Genomic DNA, 21818 nt, shown 5'->3' with positions numbered 1-21818 from the left:
TAGCAGCCTACCCCAAATGCCGAAACAGGCGTGTTGCGATACATCGTGTATCAAAGGGGAATCGTGAGAATGCCGCAGATCATCGTCGTCAATCAGTCGGGTGAAGAATCGAGCGTCGAGGCCAGCGAAGGCCGTACCTTGATGGAAGTCATCCGTGACAGCGGGTTCGATGAACTCCTTGCGCTGTGCGGTGGCTGCTGTTCATGCGCGACCTGCCATGTCCACATCGATCCGGCCTTCATGGACAAGCTGCCGGCCATGAGCGAGGACGAGAACGATCTGCTCGACAGCTCCGATCATCGCAATGAATACTCGCGCCTGTCCTGCCAGGTTCCGGTTACCGGCGCGCTTGAAGGCTGCAAGGTCACGATTGCCCAGGAAGATTGATTTGCCGAGGGTAAGGCGCAATTCATTTGCGCCTTGCGCCGCGAATTCCTAATTCCCCCGCATGACTGCACCGCAAGGCAAGCGTTCGACGCTCGATCTCATCGGCAATACGCCGCTCGTGCTGCTCAAGGGGCCGAGCGAGGCGGCCGGTTGCGAGATCTGGGGCAAGTGTGAGTTCGCCAATCCCGGCGCCTCGGTGAAGGATCGGGCCGCGCTGTGGATCGTGCGCGATTCCGAAGCGCGCGGAACGCTGAAGCCCGGCGGCACGATCGTCGAGGGCACGGCGGGCAATACCGGGATCGGCCTGGCGCTCGTCGCCAATGCGCTGGGTTACAAGACCGTCATCGTCATGCCCGAGACGCAGTCGCGCGAGAAGATGGATACGCTGCGCGCGCTCGGTGCCGAACTGGTGTTGGTGCCCGCCGCGCCGTTCTCCAACCCCGGCCACTTCGTCCACACCTCGCGCCGGCTGGCCGAGGAGACCGAAGGTGCGGTCTGGGCGAACCAGTTCGACAACATCGCCAACCGCAAGGCGCACATCGAATCGACCGCCCCCGAGCTGTGGGAGCAGATGGGCGGCCGGATCGACGGCTTCACTTGCGCGGCCGGCACGGGCGGCACGATCGCCGGCACCGGAATGGGGCTCAAGGCGCTCGACGAGAAGGTGACGATCGCGCTCACCGATCCGCACGGGGCTGCGCTCTACAACTACTACGCGCATGGCGAGCTGAAGGCCGAAGGCTCCTCGGTCGCCGAGGGGATCGGACAGGGGCGGATCACCGCCAATCTCGATAGCGCCCCCATTGATACCCAATTCCGCATTTCCGACGAGGAAGGCCTGGAATGGGTCACGCGCCTGCTGGCGGAGGAAGGGCTGTGCCTGGGCCTGTCATCCGGCATCAACGTCGCCGGGGCGGTCGCGCTGGGCAGGAAGCTGGTGGCGCAAGGCAAAAAAGACGCGCGCGTCGCGACGATTCTGGCGGACACGGGCTTTCGCTATCTCTCTACGCTCTACAATCAGGCCTGGCTCGAAGCGAAAGGGCTGCCGGTCTTCCCATGGCTGGCAAGGTGAGGTAGTCTTCGCTCTCGATGACAGGGCAAATTCATCCTTCGATGATCGAACCTATCACCACGCCGCGGCACTTTCCGTCACCTTCGGCGCGCGAACTGCGTTCGCAAGCGGTGCATCGCCTTCAGGTCGGACTCTTCGGCCTGTGCGCGATGCTGTTGCTTGTCGGGCTCGCCAACGTCATCACCGACCGGGCGGACCAGACGACCGAGGCGCAAGAGCCTGTTCATGATATGGTGGCCGTCGATGCCAAGCCGAAGAAGCAGGCGGCCGATCCGCTCGCCGATATCGGCGTGGTTCCCGCGGCCGGCCCGACGCCCGACGCCGCTCCGACGCAAAGCGAGCAGAACGATTCCGTCATCGCCGATTGAGCGCTTCGCGCTTGCCGCTTTTCTGGCGTGTACGCTGGCGCTCGCGGGGTGCGGGGGCAGTGCGTCGGGGAAAAACGGGGACGAGGCGCTGCCCGGCGTCGGTCTCTACGGAAGCCTGCCGATACTCTGGGGCGAAAGCGGCGATATTCGCGGCTTTCTGGAAAGCGAGAATGGCAGGCACTGGGCGCGCGATCTGCTGCAATCCGGTTCGCTGAAGCCGCTCGACAGCCTGGCCGATGCCGGCGGTTCGCTGCCGTTGCCGCGGGGCGACGTCCTCGTCCTCGCGCAGCCGCGCCCGCTGACGCCCCAGGAAAACGTCGCTCTCGACAACTGGGTGAGGGCGGGAGGGCGCGTGCTGCTCTTCGCCGATCCGATGCTGACGGCACACAGCATCTTCGCGCTTGGCGACGCTCGGCGCCCGCAGGACATGGCGATGCTTTCGCCCATCCTCGGCCGCTGGGGCCTCCTGCTGGAATTCGACGAGGCGCAGCAGTCCGGCGAGCGACTGGTCGAATTGCGCGAAGGGGCCGTGCCGGTGAATTTGGCCGGGCGCTTCCGGACGGTGCAAAAGGCCGGGAAAGAGACGGTTCGCTGTTCGCTGGAAGCGGCGGCGCTCATGGCGGACTGCCGAGTCGGATCGGGCCGGGTGCTCGCTCTCGCCGATGCGGCTCTCCTTGAGGATTCGCATGATCCTCAGGATGCCGAGCAGCGCCGCGCTATCCTGCAGAAGCTTCTTCGGCGGGTGTCGAGGCCGATCTGACGGGAAATTCGGGGTTCGGGCGGGGGCGTCACGGGACCATCTGGGAGTTATTTTAACTCATTGAATGCAAACATAATATATCGCATTTTCTGGCGAGTTGCAGTTCGGAGAAACCGGCAATCTGACCCGCTGAACGGCGGTTTCGCACCGAAAATTCCCACTCATCCCCACATTTCCCTTTAATCGCCCGGAAACTCACGATACAAAGACAGCCAATCGGAATGGCTGAGTCTCGCCGTGTCCCGTCCGGGCCACGGAACCCGGTCGCGTGAGTGCGCGGGCGGGGCGGGATCGGTCGCTTCCGGGACACGGACCCTTGGGGAATTTGGGCGTCATGGCGGGGCAGCCATACATCTATAACGGACAGGGCTTCTCGCTTCAGCGCGACAAGAACCGTTTCGTGCTGCCCAACGTCTTTCGCGGCACCGTGCGCGAATCGAGCGGCAAGGATCTGGTCTGCCTGATGCCGCATGACCGCTGGCCCTGCCTTATGGGCTTCGGCCTCTCCCGCATCGCCGATTTCGAGGACGAACTGCGCGAAATGCAGGAGGTCGCGCTGCGGGCCGGCAAGGAATTCGATTCCGACAAGCGCGCCAGCGACATCTATTCCTCCTACGAGGTGCCGTTCGACGGCAGCGGTCGCTTCGTCCTGCCCGACGATCTCGTGGCTCTCGCCGAAATTTCCGACCAGCTCTATTTCCGCGGCAACGGCCGGTACTTCACTGTCTGGGCTCCCGAGCGGCTCTACGGCATGGAAGACGACTGGAGGGCGGCGAAGACCGCCTGCCGCAGCCTTGCGGAAAAGGAACTGGCAAAGGCGCGCAAGAAATGAGCGCGTCTCACAACCATCCGCCCGATCACTCCAGGGAGCACGTCCCCCATGTCCCGGTGCTCCTTGGCGAAGTCGTCGCCGCCCTGAACCCCCAGGGCGGCGACGTCATCGTTGACGCAACCCTTGGAGCGGGCGGCTATACGCGTAGGCTCCTTGATACGGGCGCGACGGTTCACGCCTTCGACCGCGACCCCGATGCCATCGCGGCGGTTCGGGGAAATCCGGGGAAGTGGCCCGAACTGGAAAGCGATCCTCCCCGGCTGGTGCTGCATGCGCGCCGCTTCTCGGAAATGGTCGAGGGGATGGCCGAGGTCGGTGTCGACAAGGTCGACGGCATCGTCATGGATATCGGTGTCTCCTCCATGCAGCTCGATCAGGCCGAGCGCGGCTTCGCCTTCGCTTCGGACGGCCCGCTCGACATGCGCATGTCGCGGGAAGGCATGTCGGCGGCGGACTTCGTCAACGAGGCGGACGAGGCTGAGATCGCCGATGTGCTCTACCTCTATGGCGAGGAGCGCCAGTCGCGCCGGGTCGCCCGCGCCATCGTCGCCGCGCGTCCGCTGACGATGACCGGCGAACTGGCCCGTGTGGTGCGCAAGGCGCTGGGGCACCGGCCCGGCGCTCCCAAGGACCCGGCGACGCGCAGTTTCCAGGCGATCCGCATCCACGTGAACGGAGAATTGGACGAACTCGGCGCCGGCCTTTCGGGCGCGGAGGCCTTGCTCCGGCCAGGCGGGCGCCTTGCGGTGGTCACGTTCCACAGCCTGGAGGACCGCAAGGTCAAGCGCTTCCTGCGGGATGCGGGCGGTGGTGGCGGCTCGACCTCGCGGCACCTGCCGCTGGCTGCAAGCGGCCCGGCTCCGACGTTTACCCGCGTCGCAAAGCCGGTGCGTCCCGGCCAGGCCGAACTCGACGCCAATCCTCGTTCCCGATCCGCAACCCTGCGCAGCGCCGTGCGCACCGATGCCCCCGCCAGAGAGTACGACAGGAGCGCCGCATGAACCTCACCCGCGACCGCGTTCATTCGATCGGCTGGATTTCGGTGCTGTTGATATGCACCGCGGTGACGGTTGCCCTGACCCTGCGGGTGAACGCGGTGAAGAGCCACGTCCACGACGTCGAGAAGCGCATCGTCTATGTCCAGCGCGACATCGACTTCCTGGAAACCGAGTTCCAGACGCGCTCGAACCAGCAGGCACTCAAGCAGCTCAACGATCTCGAATTCGGCTACAAGGCTCCGGTTGCCGCGCAGTACATCGAGGGTGAGCGCCAGCTTGCGGCGCTGGGCAAGGCAGCGGCTCCCGGCGCGCCGCAGCCGATCCGCTATGCCAATGCTGCCAATGCGGACCGGACGGCGCAGGACGATTCGGGCAGCCCGCTGCTCGCCATGGTCTCGCCCTTGCCGGGCGCGACGGCGGCGGTTCCCGAGCAGCCCGTGAAGACCGCGAAAGGGCGCGATCCGGAACGTACCGAGCTTGCGCGCGATGCCGCCGATCTCGGCAAGCGCCTGGCCCGCATCGAACTGGTGGAGGCTGCCCAGCAGTGACCGCGATTGCGATCCCGACGACGGTATCGTCCGGCAGGCGCAAGCTCATTAACGTCCGCCAGCGCTCGCTGCTTGTCGCCAAGCTGCGCACGATCTGGATCCTGAGCGTTTTCGTGCTGGTCGCCTGCTGTGCGCTGCTGAGGATCGCATATCTCGGCATGACCGGCGCGTCGGCGGCCTCTGGCGATCTTTCCGATCTGCTGGTGCCCGACCGGGGCGAGATCGTCGACCGCAACGGTGTGCCGCTGGCCCGGGAATTCCGGGCCTATTCGCTTTGGTTCAATCCCGCCGCGATGACCGAAGGTTCTGCGCTGATCCACACGCCCGAGGAGGTCGCCGACGGATTGCAGCGCATCTTTCCTGACCTCGACCGCGGCGAAGCGATCGCGCGGCTCTCGTCGGGCCAGGCCGGTTATATCCGCAAGTCGATCCTTCCCGAGGACGCGAACAAGGTCCACGCGCTGGGCGAGCCCGCGCTTGAGTTTCCGCTGGAAGCGACGCGCTATTACCCGCAGGGGTCGATGGCGGCGCATGTGCTCGGCTATGTCGACAGCTACGGCAAGGGCAAGGTCGGCATGGAGGAAGCCTTCAACGACCAGCTGGTTTCGCCGGGAGGGCGCGCCAGCCCGGCCGTTCTCTCGATCGACTTTCGCGTCCAGAGCGCGCTTGAGGACGAGCTGGGCCGCGCCATGGCGGAATCGCACGCCAAGGGGGCAGGCGGCGTGATCCTCGACGTCGATACCGGCGAAGTGCTGGCGCTCGCCTCGCTCCCCTCGTTCGATCCCAACCGCGTCAAGCCCACCGACATGGTCGTGCCCGAGGCCCAGGCGCGCATGGGCGAGGTGCCGAGCGGGTTCAACCGGGTCACCAACCAGGTCTATGAACTGGGTTCCACTTTCAAGCCTCTCGCCGTGGCCTCAGCCATCGACGCGGGGGTCATCACCGATCTCGGCCAGCGCTGGTCCGCCAGGCCTCTGCACGTCGGCCGGTTCACGATCAAGGACAGCCACGACATGGGCTCCTCGCTCAACGTGCCGGAAACGCTGATCCATTCGTCCAACGTGGTGACCGCGCAGATCGCGGACGAGCTTGGCGGCGCGCGGCTCAAGAATACCATGGCGGCGCTCGGCATGAACGAGCGGCCCTATATCGAGCTTCCGGCGCGCGGCTTTCCGATCTGGCCGACAGGCGAATGGCCGCGCCTGCGCACGATGACCGTTTCCTACGGGCATGGCATCGCGGTTACGCCGCTGCACCTTGCGTCGGCCTATGCGGCGATGGTGAACGGCGGAATCTGGCGCCCCGCCACGCTCGAGAAACTGGATCCTTCGCAGGTTCCGGCGGGCCGCCGCGTGTTCAAGGCTTCCACCAGCGCACGCATGCGCCAGTTGCTGCGCATGATCGTCGAGTACGGCACCGGCCGCAAGGCCGACGCGCCGGGCTTTCGCATCGGCGGCAAGACCGGGTCGGCGGAAAAGCCCGGCGTTGGCGGCTATCGCCGGCACTCGCTGATTTCCACGTTCGCCGCTGTCTTCCCGATGGACAAGCCGCGCTACGTCGTCATCGCGATGATGGACGAGCCGCAAGGCACGCCGGCCACGTCGTTCCAGCGCACCGCCGCCTGGAATGCGGCGCCGGCGGTGGGCCGCATCGTCCCGCGCGTCGGACCGCTGCTGGGCATCATGCCCGATGAGACTCGCGACATCGACATCACCGATCTAAAACCGCTGATCCCCAACGAGGTCGCGAAAGCGAGGGCAGCAGCCGAATGAAACTTGTCACTCTCTGTACCGCCGCGGGCATCGCGCTCCCCAAGGACGGGGATGCCAACGTCACCGGTTTCGCGATCGACCATCGCAAGGTGGCTCCGGGAACCGTCTTCGGCGCCTTTCGCGGCGCGACGTTCAACGGCGAGGATTTCATCGCCGCCGCCATCAATGCGGGCGCGGTGGCCGTCGTCGCTTCGCCCGAGGCGAAGGCTGAGGGGGCCGTCCATTTCGCCGACGCCGAACCGCGCCGGCTTTTCGCAAGGCTTGCCGCGCAGTTCTTCACGCCCGTTCCCGAGACGCTGGTGGCGGTGACCGGGACCAATGGCAAGACGTCCACGGTCGAACTGACCCGCCAGATCTGGCGCATGGCGGGCATCCGCGCCGCCTCGATCGGCACGCTGGGCGTCACCACCAGCGACGAGAGCGTCTCCACCGGGCTGACCACGCCCGATATCGTCACGTTCCTCGGCAACCTTTCCGGGCTGGCGCGCGAGGGTGTTACCCACGTCGCCTACGAGGCTTCCAGTCACGGGCTGTCGCAATACCGGATAGAGGGACCGCGCGTGGCCGTCGGTGCCTTCACCAACCTCAGCCGCGATCACCTCGATTATCACGCGACGATGGAGGACTACTTCGCCGCAAAGATGCGCCTGTTCGACGAAGTGGTGGCCCAGGGGGGCACGGCCGTCGTCTGGGCGGACGATGCCTGGTCCGACAGGGCGATCGAGCATGCCTCGCGGCGCGGGCTCAGGTTGTTCACCGTCGGTTCAAGGGGCGCGGACATACGGCTTCTGGCGCGCACGCCCGGCGGTCTGGGGCAGAGGCTGGAAATCGAATACGCAGGACAGAATTTCACTATCGAACTGCCCCTGATCGGCGCCTACCAGGCCGCGAACGCGCTGGTTGCGGCGGGCCTCGTGCTGGCGACCGGCGGGGATGCGCGGGCGACGTTCGACGCGCTCAAGCGGCTGCAGACGGTGCGCGGGCGGATCGAGCGCGCGGCGATCACGCCGGCGGGCACACCGGTCTATGTCGACTACGCGCATACGCCCGATGCGCTCGAAGCGGCCATCGCGGCGTTGCGTCCGCATGTCGCGGGACGGCTGATCGTGGTCTTCGGCGCGGGCGGAGACCGTGACACGGGTAAGCGCCCCGAAATGGGCAAGGTGGCGAGCGAGGGCGCGGACCTCGCGATCGTCACCGACGACAACTCGCGCGGGGAGGACCCCGCAGCGATCCGCGCGATGGTGCTTGCCGGAATGGACAGCCGGGCGCGTGAGATCGGCGACCGGCGCGAGGCCATCGGCGCGGCCCTCGCCGAGGCGAAAGCGGGCGACGTCGTGCTCATCGCCGGCAAGGGGCACGAACAGGGGCAGATCATCGGCAGCGGCGCAGAGGCGCGCGTGCTGCCATTCGACGATGTGACCGTAGCCAGGGAAATGGCTGGCGCGCTGGGGAGATAGAAAACGATGAACGCTGTTGCCCGCATCCTGGACTGGCCCGCAGACACGCTGGAAGAGAACGCGTCCGCGCTGTGGGACGCGGTATCGATCGCGCGCGCGGTCAAGGGCACGGCCAATGCCGAGTTCACCGTCTCGGGCGTCGAGATCGACAGCCGTGACGTGCAGCCCGGAGACCTGTTCTTCGCGCTCAAGGGTGAGAGCACGGACGGCCACCGATTTGTCGAGATGGCGTTTGCCAAGGGCGCGGCGGCGGTCGTCGTCGACCGGCCCGTCGATGGCCCGCACGTGCTTGTGGGCGATACTACCGAAGCGCTGGTCAGGCTTGGCGCCGCGGCGCGCGCGCGGGCGCGCGGGCCGATCATCGGGGTCACCGGATCGGTCGGCAAGACGGGCGTGAAGGAAGCGATCTTCACCGCGCTCGACCGCGCCAGCAGGGGCGATGCCCACCGCTCGGTGAAGAGCTACAACAATCACGTCGGCGTGCCGCTCAGCCTTGCCCGCATGCCGGGCCGCGCGCGTTTCGGCATTTTCGAGATGGGCATGAACCACGCGGGCGAGATCGCGGCGCTCACCCGCCAGGTGCGTCCCCACGTCGCGGTCATCACCACTATCGCGCCCGCCCACATCGAGATGCTCGGTTCGGAGGAAGCCATTGCCGATGCCAAGGCGGAGATTTTCCAGGGCATCGAGCGCGGCGGCACGGCGGTGATCCCCGCGGACAGCCCGCATTTCCTGCGCCTGCGCAAGGCGGCGCTCTCGTGCGGCGCCCATGTGGTATCGTTCGGCAAGGCCGCCGATGCCGACGTGCGGCTGCTCGATGCCGTTCGCGCCATCGGCGGCGGCTCGCTGGTGACGGCGGACATGGGCGACCGCCGGGTGTGCTACACGGTCGCGGCGCCTGGCGAGCACTGGGTGCTGAACTCGCTGGCGGTCATGGCCGCCGTGCGCGCGGTCAAGGGCGATCTCGGCGCGGCGGGCGTGGCGCTCGCCGAGATGGGCGGCCTGCCGGGGCGCGGTGCTCGCGTCGAGATCGACGTGGCGGAAGGCAAGGCCCTGCTGATCGACGAGAGCTACAATGCCAACCCCGCCTCGATGCGCGCCACGCTCGCCCAGCTTGGCCGCACGCCGGCCCGGCGCCGGATCGCGGTACTCGGCGCGATGAAGGAACTCGGCAGCCATGGTCCCGGCTACCATGCCGCGCTCGCCGCTCCGATCCGCGAGGCAGGGGTCGATTACGTTGTGCTGGTGGGCGACGAAATGGCCCCGCTCGCCGGGGCGTTGAAACAGCGTGAATTGGGGAAACCGGAGGGCGCAGCGCTTGGCAAAACGGTGCCTTTCGCGCATTGCGGCACTGTGGGGGAGGCTGTTGATGCTTTGCGTGCATTCGGGCTCGAACGTGACGACGCCATTCTGGTGAAGGGCTCGAACTCCGTAGGGCTGGCTTCCCTCGTGACCGCGCTAAGCAAGCAGGAAGGATAGGGGGCTGCCCCCGCAAGATGCTGTATCTCATCGCAGAATGGTTGAATTACGAGGGGCTCTCCAACCTCTTCCGCTACCAGTCCTTCCGCTCCGGGGCCGCGCTGATGACCGCGCTCATTGTCGGCCTGATCATTGGCCCGCGCTTCATCAACATGCTCCGCGTGCGCCAGGGCAAGGGGCAGCCGATTCGCGAGGATGGCCCCCAGTCGCATCTTTCCAAGCGCGGAACGCCGACGATGGGGGGGCTGATGATCCTCATCGCGCTGACCGTGTCGATGCTGCTTTACATGGACCTGACGAACCCGTTCGTCTGGGCCTGTGTTGCCGTGACCGTCGGTTTCGGCGCGATCGGCTTCATGGATGACTACGACAAGGTCTCCAAGAGCAGCCACAAGGGTGTGCCGGGCCGGGTGCGCCTGGCAATGGAATTCGTGGTGGCGGGCGTTGCGGCCTACATCATCGTGGGCCAGCTCAACACCAATCTCTACATACCGTTCCTCTCGAACGTCTTTATTCCCCTGGGGCCGTTCTATTACGTCTTCGCCGCTTTCGTGATCGTGGGCGCGGGCAATGCCGTGAACCTGACGGACGGGCTGGACGGTCTCGCGACCATGCCGGTGATCATCGCGGCGGGGACGTTCGCGATCATCAGCTATCTTGCCGGCCGCGTCGACTATGCCGCCTACCTCGGCATTCCGCATGTTCCCGGCGCGGGCGAACTGGCGATCTTCTGCGCGGGGATCATGGGGGCGGGGCTGGCTTTCCTGTGGTTCAACGCGCCGCCCGCGGCCGTGTTCATGGGCGATACCGGCAGCCTGGCGCTCGGCGGCGCGCTAGGCGCCATCGCGGTCGCCGCGCATCACGAGATCGTGCTCGCCATCGTCGGCGGCCTTTTCGTGCTGGAGGCGGCCTCGGTCATCATCCAGGTCTTCTGGTTCAAGCGGACAGGCCGCAGGGTGTTCCGCATGGCGCCGATCCATCACCACTTCGAACAGAAGGGCTGGAAGGAATCGACCGTCGTGATCCGCTTCTGGATCATCGCCATCGTGCTCGCGGTGATCGGCCTTTCGACGCTGAAGCTGCGGTGAGGGCGCGCGTGTGATCGTCTCCCCCGCCTTTGCCGGCAAGCGATATGCGGTTCTCGGGCTTGCGCGCTCGGGCATGACCGCTGTCGAGACGCTGCTGGCAAGCGGGGCGCATGTCATGGCGTGGGACAACCGCGAGGAGCCGCGTCACGCCCTGTGCGACCGCGTGGAACTGGCCGATCCGGCGACCGCCAGGATCACTGGCTATGACGGCATAGTGGTTTCGCCGGGAATTCCGCTCAACCGCCATCCCATCGCCGAAGCCGCCGAGCGCGCCGGAGTGCCGGTGATCGGCGACATCGAACTGTTCGCGCTCGCTCGTCCGAGGCTCCCTCCTCACCGCGTCGTCGGCATTACCGGGACCAACGGCAAGTCCACGACGACGTCGCTCGTCCATCACCTGCTCGAGAGCGCCGGGGTGCCTTCGCGCGTGGGCGGCAATATCGGCGTTCCGATCCTGGGTGCCGACCCGCTGCCGGCCGGCGGTGTCTATGTACTCGAACTTTCCAGCTATCAGCTCGACCTGACGCAGAGCCTCGATTGCGAAGTCGCGGCTCTGCTCAACATCACGCCGGACCATCTCGACCGCTACGGCAGCGTTGCCGCCTATGCGGCGTCAAAGGCACATCTCTTCGCGATGCAGGGGCCGGAGCACGAAGCCATCTTCGGTGACAGTGACCGCGAGACGGCTGCCATCGCGAGTGTCGAAAGCGACCGTCGCGGGCTCGCGCACGTGCGCGTCGCGGATGGGGCAGGTCTCGTTGCGATGCAGAAGGACTGGCCCTCGCTTCAGGGGCCGCACAACCTGCAGAACGCCGCCGTCGCCGTCGCCATCGTCGAGGCGCTCGGCGTTCGGCCCGAGCAATGGCAGCCGGCCATGCGCGACTTTCGCGGGCTGCCGCACCGTATGGAACGCGTCGCGGAGGCGGACGGTGTTGTCTACATCAACGACAGCAAGGCGACCAACCCGGCCTCGGCCGCGCCGGCGCTGGCCGCGTTTCCGCCCGATCCGGACCCGCGCATTCACTGGATCGTCGGCGGGCTCCCCAAGGGCGACGACCTCGACGAGTGCGCGCCCTACTTCGGCCATGTCGCGGCGGCTTATGTCATCGGCGATGCAGGCCCGCGCTTTGCGGAAATCCTGGCGCCGCATACCGCTGTCCACCGCAGCGAAATGATGGCCGAGGCGATCCGCGAGGCCATGGCCGCGGTGAAGCCCGGCGATATCGTCATGCTCTCGCCGGCTTGCGCCAGCTTCGACCAGTTCCGCGATTTCGAGGCGCGCGGCGATGCCTTTCGCCAGATCGTCGAGGCTCTGCTCAATCCGGAGAACGGCGTGGAGGGCGAGGGCTGATGGCCACGGTCGCCCCCGGCACCAGCGGACGCGCTTCGCGCTACAACCGCAACCGCCGCAGCGAAGTGGCGATCTGGTGGCAGGAGATCGACCGCCCGGTGCTCGCGCTCGTGCTGATCCTGCTGGGGATCGGCGCGGTGGCCGTGGCCGCCGGCTCTCCGGCCAGTGCGCGCCGCCTTTCCACCGCGCGGGAAAGCCTGCCGGAACTCCACTTCTTCTACCTCCACATGCGCTGGCTGCTGCTCGGCCTGGGCGCGATGTTCTGGGCATCGACGCGCAGCAAGGACAGCGCCCGCCGGATCGGCATCCTGATCGCGGCCGCCATGATGGTGCTGCTCGTGCTGGTGCCGTTCATCGGCGCGGAAGTGAACGGCGCGCGCCGCTGGATCAGGTTAGGCATCTCGCTCCAGCCCTCGGAATTCCTCAAGTGCGGTTTTCCGATCCTGCTCGCCTGGATCCTCTCGTGGCGCGCGCGTGATCCGCAGATTCCGGTGGTGGGCATCTGCTTCGCGCTCATGGCGCTGCTGGCGGCGCTGCTGATGGCGCAGCCGGACTTCGGATCGGCGATGCTGTTCGGCGGCACTTTCTTCGTGCTGATCCTGCTGGCGGGCATTCCGCTGAAGCGCATTGGCGTGTTCATGGGGATCGGCCTCGCCAGCATCGTCCTGATGTATTTCACCTACGACAACGGGCGCAATCGCATCGACAACTTCCTGTTCGGCGGCTCCGCCTTCGATCAGGTGGACCTTGCCGAGCGCACGCTGCTCAACGGGGGCTGGACCGGACTCGGTTTCTGGATGGGCACGCGCAAGTTCGCGCTGCCAGAGGCGCACACCGACTATATCTTCTCGGTCATCGGCGAGGAATTCGGCCTGCTTGCCTGCGTCGCCGTCGTCATGATCTACCTCGCCGTGTTGACCCGGGTATTGCTGCGCATGGTGGACGAGGAGGATCTCTTCACCGTCCTCGCCGCTTCGGGCCTCGCCGCGCAGTTCGGCGGGCAGGCATTCATCAACATTCTCGTCAACTTGCAGCTCTTCCCGTCCAAGGGGATGACGCTGCCGCTGATCAGCTACGGTGGTTCGTCCACGGTGGCGGTATGCCTGGCGATGGGACTGCTGCTGGCGATCACCCGCCGAAATCCGTACATCAAGCGCGAACGCTTTTCGCTTCGCGCCATCGGAGACATTTCATGAGTCAGGTCAGCCGCCATTACGTTCTCGCCGCGGGCGGAACCGGCGGACACCTCATTCCGGCCTTCGCCCTTGCCGCCGAACTCGACCGGCGCGGCCATCACGTCGCGCTGATCACGGATGAGCGGGGCGCCGCGATTCCCGGCAAGCCTTCCTGCCTGACCACGCATGTCCTCCCGCCGGGACGGATCGCGGGCAAGAACCCGCTCAACTGGGTCCGGGGCGCGCGAGGCATCCTCGAAGGCCGGCAGATGGCGCTGCGCCTGTTCGAGAGTTTCGAGCCTTCCGCGGTAGTCGGTTTCGGCGGCTATCCTGCGATGCCGACGCTGCTCGCCGCCGCATCGGCAAGTATCCCGACGGTGCTGCATGAGCAGAATGCGGTGCTGGGCCGCGTCAATCGTTACTTCGCCGGGAAAGTCGACGCCATCGCCACCTCGTGCAGGAAGGTGGACCGGCTCGATCCCAAGCTCGAAGGCAAGGTGACGCTGGTGGGCAATCCGGTGCGGACCGAGGTGCTGGCCTTGCGCGACGAGCCGTTCCCGGATTTCACTGAGGACAGCCTGTTTCGCATTCTCGTGACCGGCGGCAGCCAGGGCGCGCGGGTGCTGTCGGAAGTGGTTCCGGATGGCCTCGCCATGCTGCCCCCGGCGCTGCGATCGCGCCTGCAGGTGATCCAGCAGTGCCGCGCGGAGGACATCGAGGCGGTGCGCGAACGCTATGCCAGCCACGGCATTCCCGCCGAACTGGCGACCTATTACGAAGACATGGCCGAACGGCTTGCCGGCGCCCACCTGTTCATCGGCCGCGCCGGGGCCTCGACCATTGCCGAGCTGACCGCCGTGGGCCGCCCCGCGATCCTGATCCCGCTTCCGATTGCCACCGACGACCACCAGGCCGCCAACACCCGCGAGATCGTCGCCGCCGGCGGCGCGCGCGCGATCCGGCAGGAGGGCTTTACCGGGGCGACGCTCGCCAAGCAGATCAACGCCATGGCGCAGCATCCCGCTACGCTGGCCAACGCCGCCCACGCGGCCTGGAACTGCGGCTACCCGAAGGCCGCGCGCGATCTTGCCGATCTCGTCGAAAGCTTCGGCGCGGATCCGATCATGGATGTGATCCGTATGGACCTTCAGGGCGCAAAAGCCCGCAACGGCGAAGCGCTCGCGACGGAGGGCGCGCTGTGAAAGGCGTCGGCACCGAGATCGGGACGATCCACTTCGTCGGCATCGGCGGCATCGGCATGTCCGGCATTGCCGAGGTCATGCACAACCTCGGCTATTCGGTGCAGGGCTCGGACATTGCCGAGGGCTACGTCGTCGACGGACTGCGCAAGCGCGGGATCAAGGTGATGATCGGCCAGGCCGGCGGCAACGTGGCCGGGGCGGCGGTGGTGGTGACCTCCACGGCGGTCAAGCGCGACAATCCCGAAGTGGTCTATGCGCTCGAGCACCGCATCCCCGTGGTGCGCCGCGCGGAGATGCTGGCCGAACTGATGCGGCTCAAGAATACCGTCGCCGTCGCCGGCACGCACGGCAAGACGACGACGACCTCGATGGTCGCCGCGCTGCTCGATGCCGGCGGGATTGATCCGACCGTCATCAATGGCGGCATCATCAACTCCTACGGCTCGAACGCGCGCCTCGGCGCATCCGACTGGATGGTGGTGGAAGCCGACGAAAGCGACGGCTCGTTCCTGCGGCTCGACGGTACTCTGGCGGTCGTCACCAACATTGATCCCGAGCATCTCGACCACTACGGGTCCTTCGACCGGGTGAAGGAAGCCTTCGTCGAATTCATCGAAAACGTGCCGTTCTATGGCGCGGCGCTGCTGTGCATCGATCACCCGGAAGTCCAGACGGTGATTCCCCGTGTACGTGACCGCCGCGTCGTGACTTACGGCTTTTCCGCCCAGGCCGACATTCGCGGCGAGAATGTCACCCCGGTCCCCGGCGGCAACCGCTTCGACGTCGCGCTGCGCCAGCGCGACGGCTCGTTCCACAGGATCGAGGGAATCGAACTGCCGATGCCGGGGCGGCACAACGTCCAGAACGCGCTCGCGGCGATCGGTGTCGCGGTCGAGTTGGGGTGCGGCGACGACGTGATCCGGAGCGGCTTTGCCAGCTTCGGCGGCGTGAAGCGCCGCTTCACCAAGGTCGGCGAGGTGGACGGTGTCGCGGTGATCGACGACTACGGCCATCACCCGGTCGAGATCCGCGCCGTGCTCGCCGCCGCGCGCGAAGGGACGAAAGGTCGCGTCATCGCCGTCGCCCAGCCGCACCGCTACACGCGCCTGCGCGACCACATGGAAGACTTCGAGCGCGCCTTCAACGACGCGGACATGGTCTATGCCACACCCGTTTACGCCGCCGGCGAACAGCCGATCGAGGGCGTCGATTCCGAAGCCATGGTCGAGGGCATGAAGGCGCGCGGACATCGTTCGGCACAGGTCATTTCCGGGCCTGACGCACTGGCCGACGCGCTCGCGGCGACGATTCAGCCCGGCGACATGGTCGTGTGCCTTGGCGCGGGCGACATCACCAAGTGGGCGGCGGGGCTGGCTGACGCGATCAGGTCGCGGAGGACGGTGTGATGGCCGACCGCGCCTCTACCGCTTCCCCGCCCGTTCGTGTCGAGCGAAGTCGAGACACGCCCGGCACAGGTGTCTCGACTTCGTTCGACACGAACGGAGTCAGGGGCAAGCTCACGCCTGAGGCCCCTCTGGCCCCGCTCGTCTGGTTCAAGTCGGGCGGCGCGGCCGAGTGGCTGTTCGAGCCGAAGGATGTGGCCGACCTGCAGGACTTCCTGCGCGGTCTCGATCCTTCCGTCCCGATCATGGCGCTGGGCCTCGGCTCAAACATGGTCGTGCGCGACGGCGGCGTTCCGGGCGTTGTCGTTCGGCTGGGCAAGCCCTTTGCAAAGGTCGCGAAAGTCGATGACGTCACGCTCGACTGTGGGGGCGGCGCTTCCGGCATCCTCGTATCCTCGACCGCGCGCGACAACGGCATTGCCGGGGTCGAGTTCCTGCGTTCGATCCCCGGCACCGTGGGCGGTTTCGTGCGCATGAACGGCGGTGCCTATGGGGGCGAGGTGAAGGATATTCTCGTCGATTGCGACGTGGTCCTGCGCTCGGGCGAGCTGGTCACGCTGCGCAAGGCGGACCTGCGCTATACCTACCGTCATTCCGAACTGCCCGAAGGCGCGATCGTCGTTGCCGCACGCTTCAAGGGGCGGCCCGGCGAACCCCAGGCCATCCAGGCCGAGATGGACCGTATCTCCGCCAGCCGCGAAGCCTCGCAGCCGCTGCGTTCGAAGACCGGCGGATCGACTTTCAAGAACCCGGAAGGCCGCAAGGCGTGGCAACTCGTCGACGAGGCGGGCTGCCGGGGGTTGCGGATCGGCGGCGCTGAGGTCAGCGAGAAGCACACCAACTTCCTCATCAACACCGGCGAAGCCACCAGCGCCGAGATCGAGGCGCTCGGCGAGGAAGTGCGCCGGCGGGTGAAGGACAATTCGGGCGTGGCGCTTGAGTGGGAAATTCAGAGGGTGGGGCGGCCATGAGCATTGCGCCTGCCCTGTTCGTGTCGAGCGAGAGTATTGATTGATGTCGTTGCCCAAACTCCACGTCGCGGTCCTGATGGGCGGCTGGTCGCACGAACGCTCCGTCTCGCTGATGAGCGGCGAGGGCGTGGCTAAAGCGCTTGAATCGAAAGGGCACAAGGTCACCCGCATCGACATGGACCGGGATGTCGCATCGCGGCTGGCCGAGGCGAAGCCCGATGTCGTGTTCAACGCGCTCCACGGCGCGCCGGGCGAGGACGGCACGGTGCAGGGCATGATGGACCTGATGGGCCTCACCTACACCCATTCGGGCCTTGCGACCTCGGTGATCGCGATCGACAAGGAACTGACCAAGCAGGTTCTGGTCCCCCACGGCATTCCCATGCCGGGCGGCCGCATCGTCGAGTCTGAAGGACTTTACGCCAGCGATCCGCTGCCGCGTCCTTACGTACTCAAGCCGATCAACGAGGGTTCTTCGGTCGGCGTCGCCATCGTCACCCATGACGGCAACTACGGAAATCCGATCAGCCCCGACGCCACGGGGCCGTGGCAGGAATTCGACCGCCTTCTGGCGGAGCCGTTCATCCGGGGCCGCGAACTGACAACGGCGGTGATCGGCGGCCGTGCGCTGCTCGTCACCGAACTCAAGCCAAAATCGGGCTTCTACGATTTCGATGCCAAGTACACCGACGGGATGACCGAGCACGTCTGCCCCGCCGAGATCCCCGACGAGATCACGCAGGCCTGTAAGGATATCGCCCTGCGCGCGCATCAGCTGCTGGGCTGCAAGGGGACCAGCCGCTCCGACTTCCGCTGGGACGACACGCAGGGCGTGGAAGGCCTGTTTCTGCTGGAGACCAATACCCAGCCGGGCATGACGCCGCTCAGCCTCGTGCCCGAGCAGGCCAGGGCTTGCGGCATGGACTATGCCGACCTCGTCGAGGAGATCATTGCCGAGGCGCTCGCCGATGCGGAACAGGCGGGGAAGGGGGGCGCATGAGTCAGACGATCCGACGCAAGCCGAAGAGCGCGCGGAAGACCGCCGCGAGCCAGGGTGCCAAAGCCAGGGTGCGGCAAGCGAAGGCCTCGACCGGATCGGCGGTCGACGTCGTGATGGGCTGGTTGCCCTTTTCGGAAGAGCAGCTCCACCGTATTTTCCTCGTCGCGATCCTTGCCGGCGCGGCGGCGCTCGCATGGGTGGTCGCCAGCGCGGCCGGCGTGCCCTCAATGGCGAGCCAGCGGCTTGCGCAAGTCGCTTCCGATGCCGGGTTCGAGGTCAAGACGGTCGTCGTGCGCGGCGCGGAGAACATCAACAAGCTCAAGGTCTATGAGAAGGCGCTGGTCGAGCGGGACCGGGCGATGCCCCAGGTCGATCTCGAGGGGCTGCGCGCCGATCTGCTCGAACTCTCGTGGGTCAAGGACGCGCGGGTTTCTCGTCAGCTTCCCGACACGCTGGTGATCGACATCGTCGAGCGTCAGCCGCACGCGGTGCTGCGCAAGGCGGATCGCTTCGTGCTGATCGACGAGACCGGGCATGAACTGGAAACCATCAGCCGCAAGGATGCGCAGGGCCGGCTGATCGTGTCCGGTCCCGGCGCGGGACAGCAGGTCATGACACTGGCGCACCTGCTCGAAGCCGCACCGGCGCTCAAGCCGCGCGTGCGCGAGGCGGAATGGATCGGCAACCGCCGCTGGAACCTGACGTTCCGGACCGGCCAGGTCCTCGCCCTGCCCGAAGGCGAAAAGGAATCGGCCGGCGCGCTTGTCACTTTCGCGCGGCTGGACGGCACCAATCGCCTGCTCGGCGGAAAAGTGACCGCTTTCGACATGCGCGCGAGCGATCGCATCTATCTGCGCGTGCCCGATCAGGAAGGCCAGGAACTGGCGCTCAAGGCCGGCGCCGTTCCTCATAATGTGGCGGAGGCAGACTGATGGCGGGCCCGCGCATCACCCGCGTATTCGGCGCGGTCAATATCGGTTCCTTCCGCATTTCCGCAATCGTCGCGGGTATTTCCGACACGGGCGAGATGATCGTGCTCGGCTCCGGCCATCGCGCGAGCCAGGGGATCAAGCGCGGCTATGTCACTGACATCGCCGCGGCGACCTATGCCGTGCGCGATGCGATCGACCGCGCCGAGAAGATGGCCGACACTTCGGTGCAGAAAGTCTGGATCGGCTGTTCCGGTGCCGGCCTTGCCAGCCGGATCGACCAGTTCGATGCCGAGATTGGCGGGCGCCGCATCGAGCAGGAGGACATCGACCAGCTTCTCGTCAACGCTCGCGAGGTGATTCAGCCCGATGGGCGCATGGTGCTCCATGCGCAGCCGGCGCAATACCGGCTCGACGGGGCGCATGGTGTGATCGATCCCAAGGGCCTCCATGCCGAGCGTCTGGGCGTCGACATCCACGTCATGCTGGCCGATGGCGCGCCGATCCGCAATCTGACCGAGGCGGTGCAGAGCGCGCACCTCGAAGTCGAAGCGGTGGTCGGCTCGCCGATCGCGGCGGGGCAGGCCTGCCTTTCGCCCGAGGAGCGCGACCTGGGGGTCGCGCTGGTCGAACTCGGCGCCGAGGTGAGCAATGTCGCGGTCTATTCGGGCGGTATGCTGACCGACATGATATCCATACCGATGGGCTCGGCCGATATCACCGACGCGATTGCCTCCGCCTTCGGCATCCGCCGCTTCCAGGCGGAACGGCTCAAGTGCGTGAACGGCTCGGCCATAGCCAGCCCCACCGACCATCGCGAGATGATTCCGGTCAATGCCCCGGGCGAGGAAGGCACCGGCCCCATCGCCCGTCATGCCGACGAGAAGAACCGCATCCCGCGCGCCGAACTGATCGGCGTGATTACCGGGCAGCTCGGCGTATTGATGGAAGAGGTGAACAAGGCGCTCAAGGCCATGAACTTCAGCGGTCAGCGCGGCAAGCAGGTGGTCTTTACCGGCGGCGGCGCGGAGCTTGTGGGCCTTGCCGACTTCGCCCAGGCCGCGCTTGGAAAACCCGTGCGGATCGGTCGTGTGCCGCAGCTTGCGGGGCTTGCCGAAGCGCATGTAAAACCGGGGTTTTCAACCCTGGCGGGGCTTGTGCTATACGCCGCGGACGATCCGGTCGACATTCGCACGTTCGGCAAGGATTATCAGCGGACCGTCCGGTACAGCGGGCTGGGCATGGTCGGCCGCGTCGTCCGGGCGCTCAAGGAATATTTCTGATATGCCGCAAGAACTTCATCGCGGCATCGAAGAAACGGGCGCTATTGCACTAAAGCGGCTGTGGACAAAGGTTAAGGGTGCTTTGCTTCGGTGAGTCGAAGCGTGCAATCAGACTGGTCAAAGTAATTTCTTCGCGCACGTGCCTGCAGGAGAGCGTAATGAGCATTAATATCGGACCGCCGGCGATCGATGAGCTTCGTCCGCGGATTGTCGTCATCGGTGTCGGCGGGGCCGGCGGCAACGCCATCGCCAACATGATCGAGGCCCAGATCGAGGGCGTCGATTTTGTCGTCGCCAATACCGACGCCCAGGCCCTGAACAACGCGATCGCGGAAACGCGCATCCAGCTCGGCCCGGATATCACGCAAGGTCTCGGCGCCGGCTCGCGCCCCGAAGTGGGCCGCGCGGCCGCCGAAGAGACGCTCGAGGAGATCGATCGGCTGCTCGACGGCGTTCACATGGTCTTCATCGCGGCGGGCATGGGCGGCGGCACCGGCACGGGTGCGGCGCCGATCATCGCCCAGGCCGCGCGCGAAAAGGGCGTGCTGACCGTCGGCGTCGTCACGAAACCCTTCATGTTCGAAGGCACGCGCCGCATGCGCGCCGCCGAGGCCGGCATCGACGAGCTGCAGAAGAACGTCGATACGCTGATCGTCATTCCCAACCAGAACCTGTTTCTCGTGGCCAAGGCCGAGACGACCTTCAAGGAAGCCTTCGCGCTGGCCGACGAGGTGCTGCAGCAGGGCGTGCGCTCGATCACCGACCTCATGGTCATGCCGGGTCTCATCAACCTCGACTTCGCGGACGTCCGCTCGGTCATGGGAGAGATGGGCAAGGCGATGATGGGCACCGGCGAGGGCGAAGGTCCGAACCGCGCGCTCGAGGCGGCGGAACAGGCGATCGCCAATCCGCTGCTCGATGGCGTCTCGATGCAGGGCGCCAAGGGCGTCATTATCTCGATCATCGGCGGCGAGGACATGAAGCTGCTCGAAGTCGACGAAGCGGCCAACCATATTCGCGAGCTGGTCGATCCCGATGCCAACATCATCTGGGGTTCGGCGTTCAATCCGGACCTGCAGGGCAAGATCCGCGTCTCGGTGGTCGCCTTCGGCATCGAGCACACCGCCGAGCAGGTCGAGGAGCTATCGCGCCCGACGAGCCTTGGTATGTCGCGCGGCCCGGTCCGTCCCGCCATCGCCCGCCCGGCCGCGATCGAGGCATCGTCGCCGCCCGCGCCGCAGCCGTTCGAACTGAGCGAGCCGGAACCCGAACCCGATTTCGCGCCCGAGCCGGTCGCTTCTGCGCCGGAGCCGGAGTCCGAGGACGCGCTGGAACTCGGCGCGAGCGAGGAACTCGGCGAAGCGGAGGGAAAGGAACCCGCTTCCGGCAGCTACGCGAGCCTGTCGGGGCTTCGCGCTTCGCGAAGCGAACCGCTCGAACTCGGCCTGGAAGCCGAGGCTGAGCCGGAACAGCCGGTAAAGGGGCAGGACGAACTGCTGTTCGAAGGCGGCCGTTCGGCCGAGGCCCCCACGCCGCTGCGCCGCGCGCCGCAGGCACCGCAAGCCGCTCCCAAGCCGGCGGCGGCTGGCGGCAGCACCCTGTTCGAGCGGATGACGAGCCTTTCGCGTCCGAAACCCGCGCCCAGCCCGCAGCCTGAGGATGAGGACGAGGAAAACGCCGCGATCAGCATTCCGCGTTTCCTCGGTCGCCAGAACAACCAGTGACGTGATGCGGCGGAGG

Annotated in this window: 20 protein-coding genes; all 20 read left to right on the top strand. The window is 66.5% G+C overall.

The features are described 5' to 3' along the window. The first annotated feature begins 69 nt into the window (after positions 1-69). The 20 genes from ddmB to ftsZ all read left to right on the top strand — a co-directional run bounded on the left by ddmB (position 70) and on the right by ftsZ (position 21802). Positions 70-387 (top strand): dicamba O-demethylase ferredoxin subunit DdmB, encoded by a 318-nt coding sequence (gene ddmB / locus IEX32_RS03540; RefSeq protein ID WP_188768458.1) that lies wholly within the window; start codon positions 70-72, stop codon positions 385-387. Between the two features lie 61 nt (positions 388-448). After that, the gene (locus IEX32_RS03535) at positions 449-1459 is read left to right on the top strand and encodes a cysteine synthase A (RefSeq protein ID WP_188768456.1); all 1011 of its coding nucleotides are present in this window, start codon (positions 449-451) and stop codon (positions 1457-1459) included. 41 nt (positions 1460-1500) lie between these two features. After that, a complete protein-coding gene (locus tag IEX32_RS03530; protein WP_188768455.1) occupies positions 1501-1827 on the top strand; it encodes a hypothetical protein in 327 nt (108 codons plus the stop codon). After that, the gene (locus IEX32_RS03525; RefSeq protein WP_229735889.1) at positions 1730-2587 is read left to right on the top strand and encodes a Gldg family protein; all 858 of its coding nucleotides are present in this window, start codon (positions 1730-1732) and stop codon (positions 2585-2587) included. Before IEX32_RS03530 ends, IEX32_RS03525 begins: the two co-directional genes overlap by 98 nt. A gap of 334 nt (positions 2588-2921) precedes the next feature. Next, positions 2922-3419, top strand: a complete 498-nt coding sequence (locus IEX32_RS03520; protein WP_188768453.1) for a division/cell wall cluster transcriptional repressor MraZ — start codon at positions 2922-2924, stop codon at positions 3417-3419. Beyond that, positions 3416-4420, top strand: a complete 1005-nt coding sequence (rsmH, locus tag IEX32_RS03515; protein WP_188768451.1) for a 16S rRNA (cytosine(1402)-N(4))-methyltransferase RsmH — start codon at positions 3416-3418, stop codon at positions 4418-4420. The genes IEX32_RS03520 and rsmH overlap by 4 nt, the downstream gene beginning before the upstream one ends. Next, positions 4417-4965: a hypothetical protein gene (locus IEX32_RS03510; protein ID WP_188768449.1), complete on the top strand. Its 549-nt coding sequence runs from the start codon at positions 4417-4419 to the stop codon at positions 4963-4965. The genes rsmH and IEX32_RS03510 overlap by 4 nt, the downstream gene beginning before the upstream one ends. After that, on the top strand, positions 4962-6737 hold the full coding sequence (locus tag IEX32_RS03505) for a peptidoglycan D,D-transpeptidase FtsI family protein (protein WP_188768447.1): 1776 nt from the start codon (positions 4962-4964) through the stop codon (positions 6735-6737). Before IEX32_RS03510 ends, IEX32_RS03505 begins: the two co-directional genes overlap by 4 nt. Continuing rightward, a complete protein-coding gene (locus IEX32_RS03500) occupies positions 6734-8197 on the top strand; it encodes a UDP-N-acetylmuramoyl-L-alanyl-D-glutamate--2,6-diaminopimelate ligase (protein WP_188768445.1) in 1464 nt (487 codons plus the stop codon). The genes IEX32_RS03505 and IEX32_RS03500 overlap by 4 nt, the downstream gene beginning before the upstream one ends. Positions 8198-8203: 6 nt before the next feature. Next, entirely contained in the window at positions 8204-9676 is a 1473-nt protein-coding gene (locus IEX32_RS03495; RefSeq protein ID WP_188768443.1) for a UDP-N-acetylmuramoyl-tripeptide--D-alanyl-D-alanine ligase, read from the top strand. Between the two features lie 17 nt (positions 9677-9693). Next, positions 9694-10764 carry a phospho-N-acetylmuramoyl-pentapeptide-transferase gene (gene mraY / locus IEX32_RS03490; RefSeq protein WP_188768442.1) on the top strand — a complete coding sequence of 357 codons (1071 nt, stop codon included), beginning with the start codon at positions 9694-9696 and terminating at the stop codon, positions 10762-10764. Positions 10765-10774: 10 nt separating this feature from the next. Beyond that, on the top strand, positions 10775-12115 hold the full coding sequence (gene murD / locus IEX32_RS03485; RefSeq protein ID WP_188768441.1) for a UDP-N-acetylmuramoyl-L-alanine--D-glutamate ligase: 1341 nt from the start codon (positions 10775-10777) through the stop codon (positions 12113-12115). Further along, the gene (locus tag IEX32_RS03480) at positions 12115-13311 is read left to right on the top strand and encodes an FtsW/RodA/SpoVE family cell cycle protein (protein ID WP_188768440.1); all 1197 of its coding nucleotides are present in this window, start codon (positions 12115-12117) and stop codon (positions 13309-13311) included. Before murD ends, IEX32_RS03480 begins: the two co-directional genes overlap by 1 nt. After that, complete coding sequence (gene murG / locus IEX32_RS03475; protein ID WP_188768439.1) at positions 13308-14492, top strand: undecaprenyldiphospho-muramoylpentapeptide beta-N-acetylglucosaminyltransferase; 1185 nt, start codon at positions 13308-13310, stop codon at positions 14490-14492. The genes IEX32_RS03480 and murG overlap by 4 nt, the downstream gene beginning before the upstream one ends. Next, the gene (murC, locus tag IEX32_RS03470; protein ID WP_188768438.1) at positions 14489-15898 is read left to right on the top strand and encodes a UDP-N-acetylmuramate--L-alanine ligase; all 1410 of its coding nucleotides are present in this window, start codon (positions 14489-14491) and stop codon (positions 15896-15898) included. The genes murG and murC overlap by 4 nt, the downstream gene beginning before the upstream one ends. Continuing rightward, the gene (gene murB, locus IEX32_RS03465; protein ID WP_188768437.1) at positions 15898-16866 is read left to right on the top strand and encodes a UDP-N-acetylmuramate dehydrogenase; all 969 of its coding nucleotides are present in this window, start codon (positions 15898-15900) and stop codon (positions 16864-16866) included. The genes murC and murB overlap by 1 nt, the downstream gene beginning before the upstream one ends. Positions 16867-16909: 43 nt before the next feature. Beyond that, positions 16910-17866: a D-alanine--D-alanine ligase gene (locus tag IEX32_RS03460; RefSeq protein ID WP_188768436.1), complete on the top strand. Its 957-nt coding sequence runs from the start codon at positions 16910-16912 to the stop codon at positions 17864-17866. Further along, positions 17863-18798: a cell division protein FtsQ/DivIB gene (locus IEX32_RS03455; protein WP_188768434.1), complete on the top strand. Its 936-nt coding sequence runs from the start codon at positions 17863-17865 to the stop codon at positions 18796-18798. Before IEX32_RS03460 ends, IEX32_RS03455 begins: the two co-directional genes overlap by 4 nt. Next, the gene (gene ftsA / locus IEX32_RS03450) at positions 18798-20078 is read left to right on the top strand and encodes a cell division protein FtsA (protein WP_188768433.1); all 1281 of its coding nucleotides are present in this window, start codon (positions 18798-18800) and stop codon (positions 20076-20078) included. The genes IEX32_RS03455 and ftsA overlap by 1 nt, the downstream gene beginning before the upstream one ends. A 158-nt stretch (positions 20079-20236) precedes the next feature. After that, positions 20237-21802 carry a cell division protein FtsZ gene (gene ftsZ / locus IEX32_RS03445; RefSeq protein ID WP_188768432.1) on the top strand — a complete coding sequence of 522 codons (1566 nt, stop codon included), beginning with the start codon at positions 20237-20239 and terminating at the stop codon, positions 21800-21802. Positions 21803-21818: the final 16 nt, after the last annotated feature.

Origin of the sequence: Novosphingobium endophyticum (assembly GCF_014640675.1) — a bacterium.
Lineage (GTDB): Bacteria > Pseudomonadota > Alphaproteobacteria > Sphingomonadales > Sphingomonadaceae > Novosphingobium > Novosphingobium endophyticum.
The sequence above is the reverse complement of the archived record's forward strand: the minus strand, read 5'-3'. Positions and strand labels throughout refer to the sequence as shown.

Excerpts from the sequence above, each read along its gene's own strand:
- IEX32_RS03455 (WP_188768434.1), top strand. The coding sequence starts at position 17,863 with ATGAGTCAGACGATCCGACGCAAGCCGAAGAGCGCGCGGAAGACCGCC.
- IEX32_RS03500 (WP_188768445.1), top strand. The coding sequence starts at position 6,734 with ATGAAACTTGTCACTCTCTGTACCGCCGCGGGCATCGCGCTCCCCAAG.
- ftsZ (WP_188768432.1), top strand. The coding sequence starts at position 20,237 with ATGAGCATTAATATCGGACCGCCGGCGATCGATGAGCTTCGTCCGCGG.
- IEX32_RS03535 (WP_188768456.1), top strand. The coding sequence starts at position 449 with ATGACTGCACCGCAAGGCAAGCGTTCGACGCTCGATCTCATCGGCAAT.
- murB (WP_188768437.1), top strand. The coding sequence starts at position 15,898 with ATGGCCGACCGCGCCTCTACCGCTTCCCCGCCCGTTCGTGTCGAGCGA.
- IEX32_RS03530 (WP_188768455.1), top strand. The coding sequence starts at position 1,501 with ATGATCGAACCTATCACCACGCCGCGGCACTTTCCGTCACCTTCGGCG.
- IEX32_RS03495 (WP_188768443.1), top strand. The coding sequence starts at position 8,204 with ATGAACGCTGTTGCCCGCATCCTGGACTGGCCCGCAGACACGCTGGAA.
- mraY (WP_188768442.1), top strand. The coding sequence starts at position 9,694 with ATGCTGTATCTCATCGCAGAATGGTTGAATTACGAGGGGCTCTCCAAC.
- ddmB (WP_188768458.1), top strand. The coding sequence starts at position 70 with ATGCCGCAGATCATCGTCGTCAATCAGTCGGGTGAAGAATCGAGCGTC.
- ftsA (WP_188768433.1), top strand. The coding sequence starts at position 18,798 with ATGGCGGGCCCGCGCATCACCCGCGTATTCGGCGCGGTCAATATCGGT.
- IEX32_RS03510 (WP_188768449.1), top strand. The coding sequence starts at position 4,417 with ATGAACCTCACCCGCGACCGCGTTCATTCGATCGGCTGGATTTCGGTG.
- murG (WP_188768439.1), top strand. The coding sequence starts at position 13,308 with ATGAGTCAGGTCAGCCGCCATTACGTTCTCGCCGCGGGCGGAACCGGC.
- IEX32_RS03480 (WP_188768440.1), top strand. The coding sequence starts at position 12,115 with ATGGCCACGGTCGCCCCCGGCACCAGCGGACGCGCTTCGCGCTACAAC.
- IEX32_RS03520 (WP_188768453.1), top strand. The coding sequence starts at position 2,922 with ATGGCGGGGCAGCCATACATCTATAACGGACAGGGCTTCTCGCTTCAG.
- IEX32_RS03460 (WP_188768436.1), top strand. The coding sequence starts at position 16,910 with ATGTCGTTGCCCAAACTCCACGTCGCGGTCCTGATGGGCGGCTGGTCG.
- rsmH (WP_188768451.1), top strand. The coding sequence starts at position 3,416 with ATGAGCGCGTCTCACAACCATCCGCCCGATCACTCCAGGGAGCACGTC.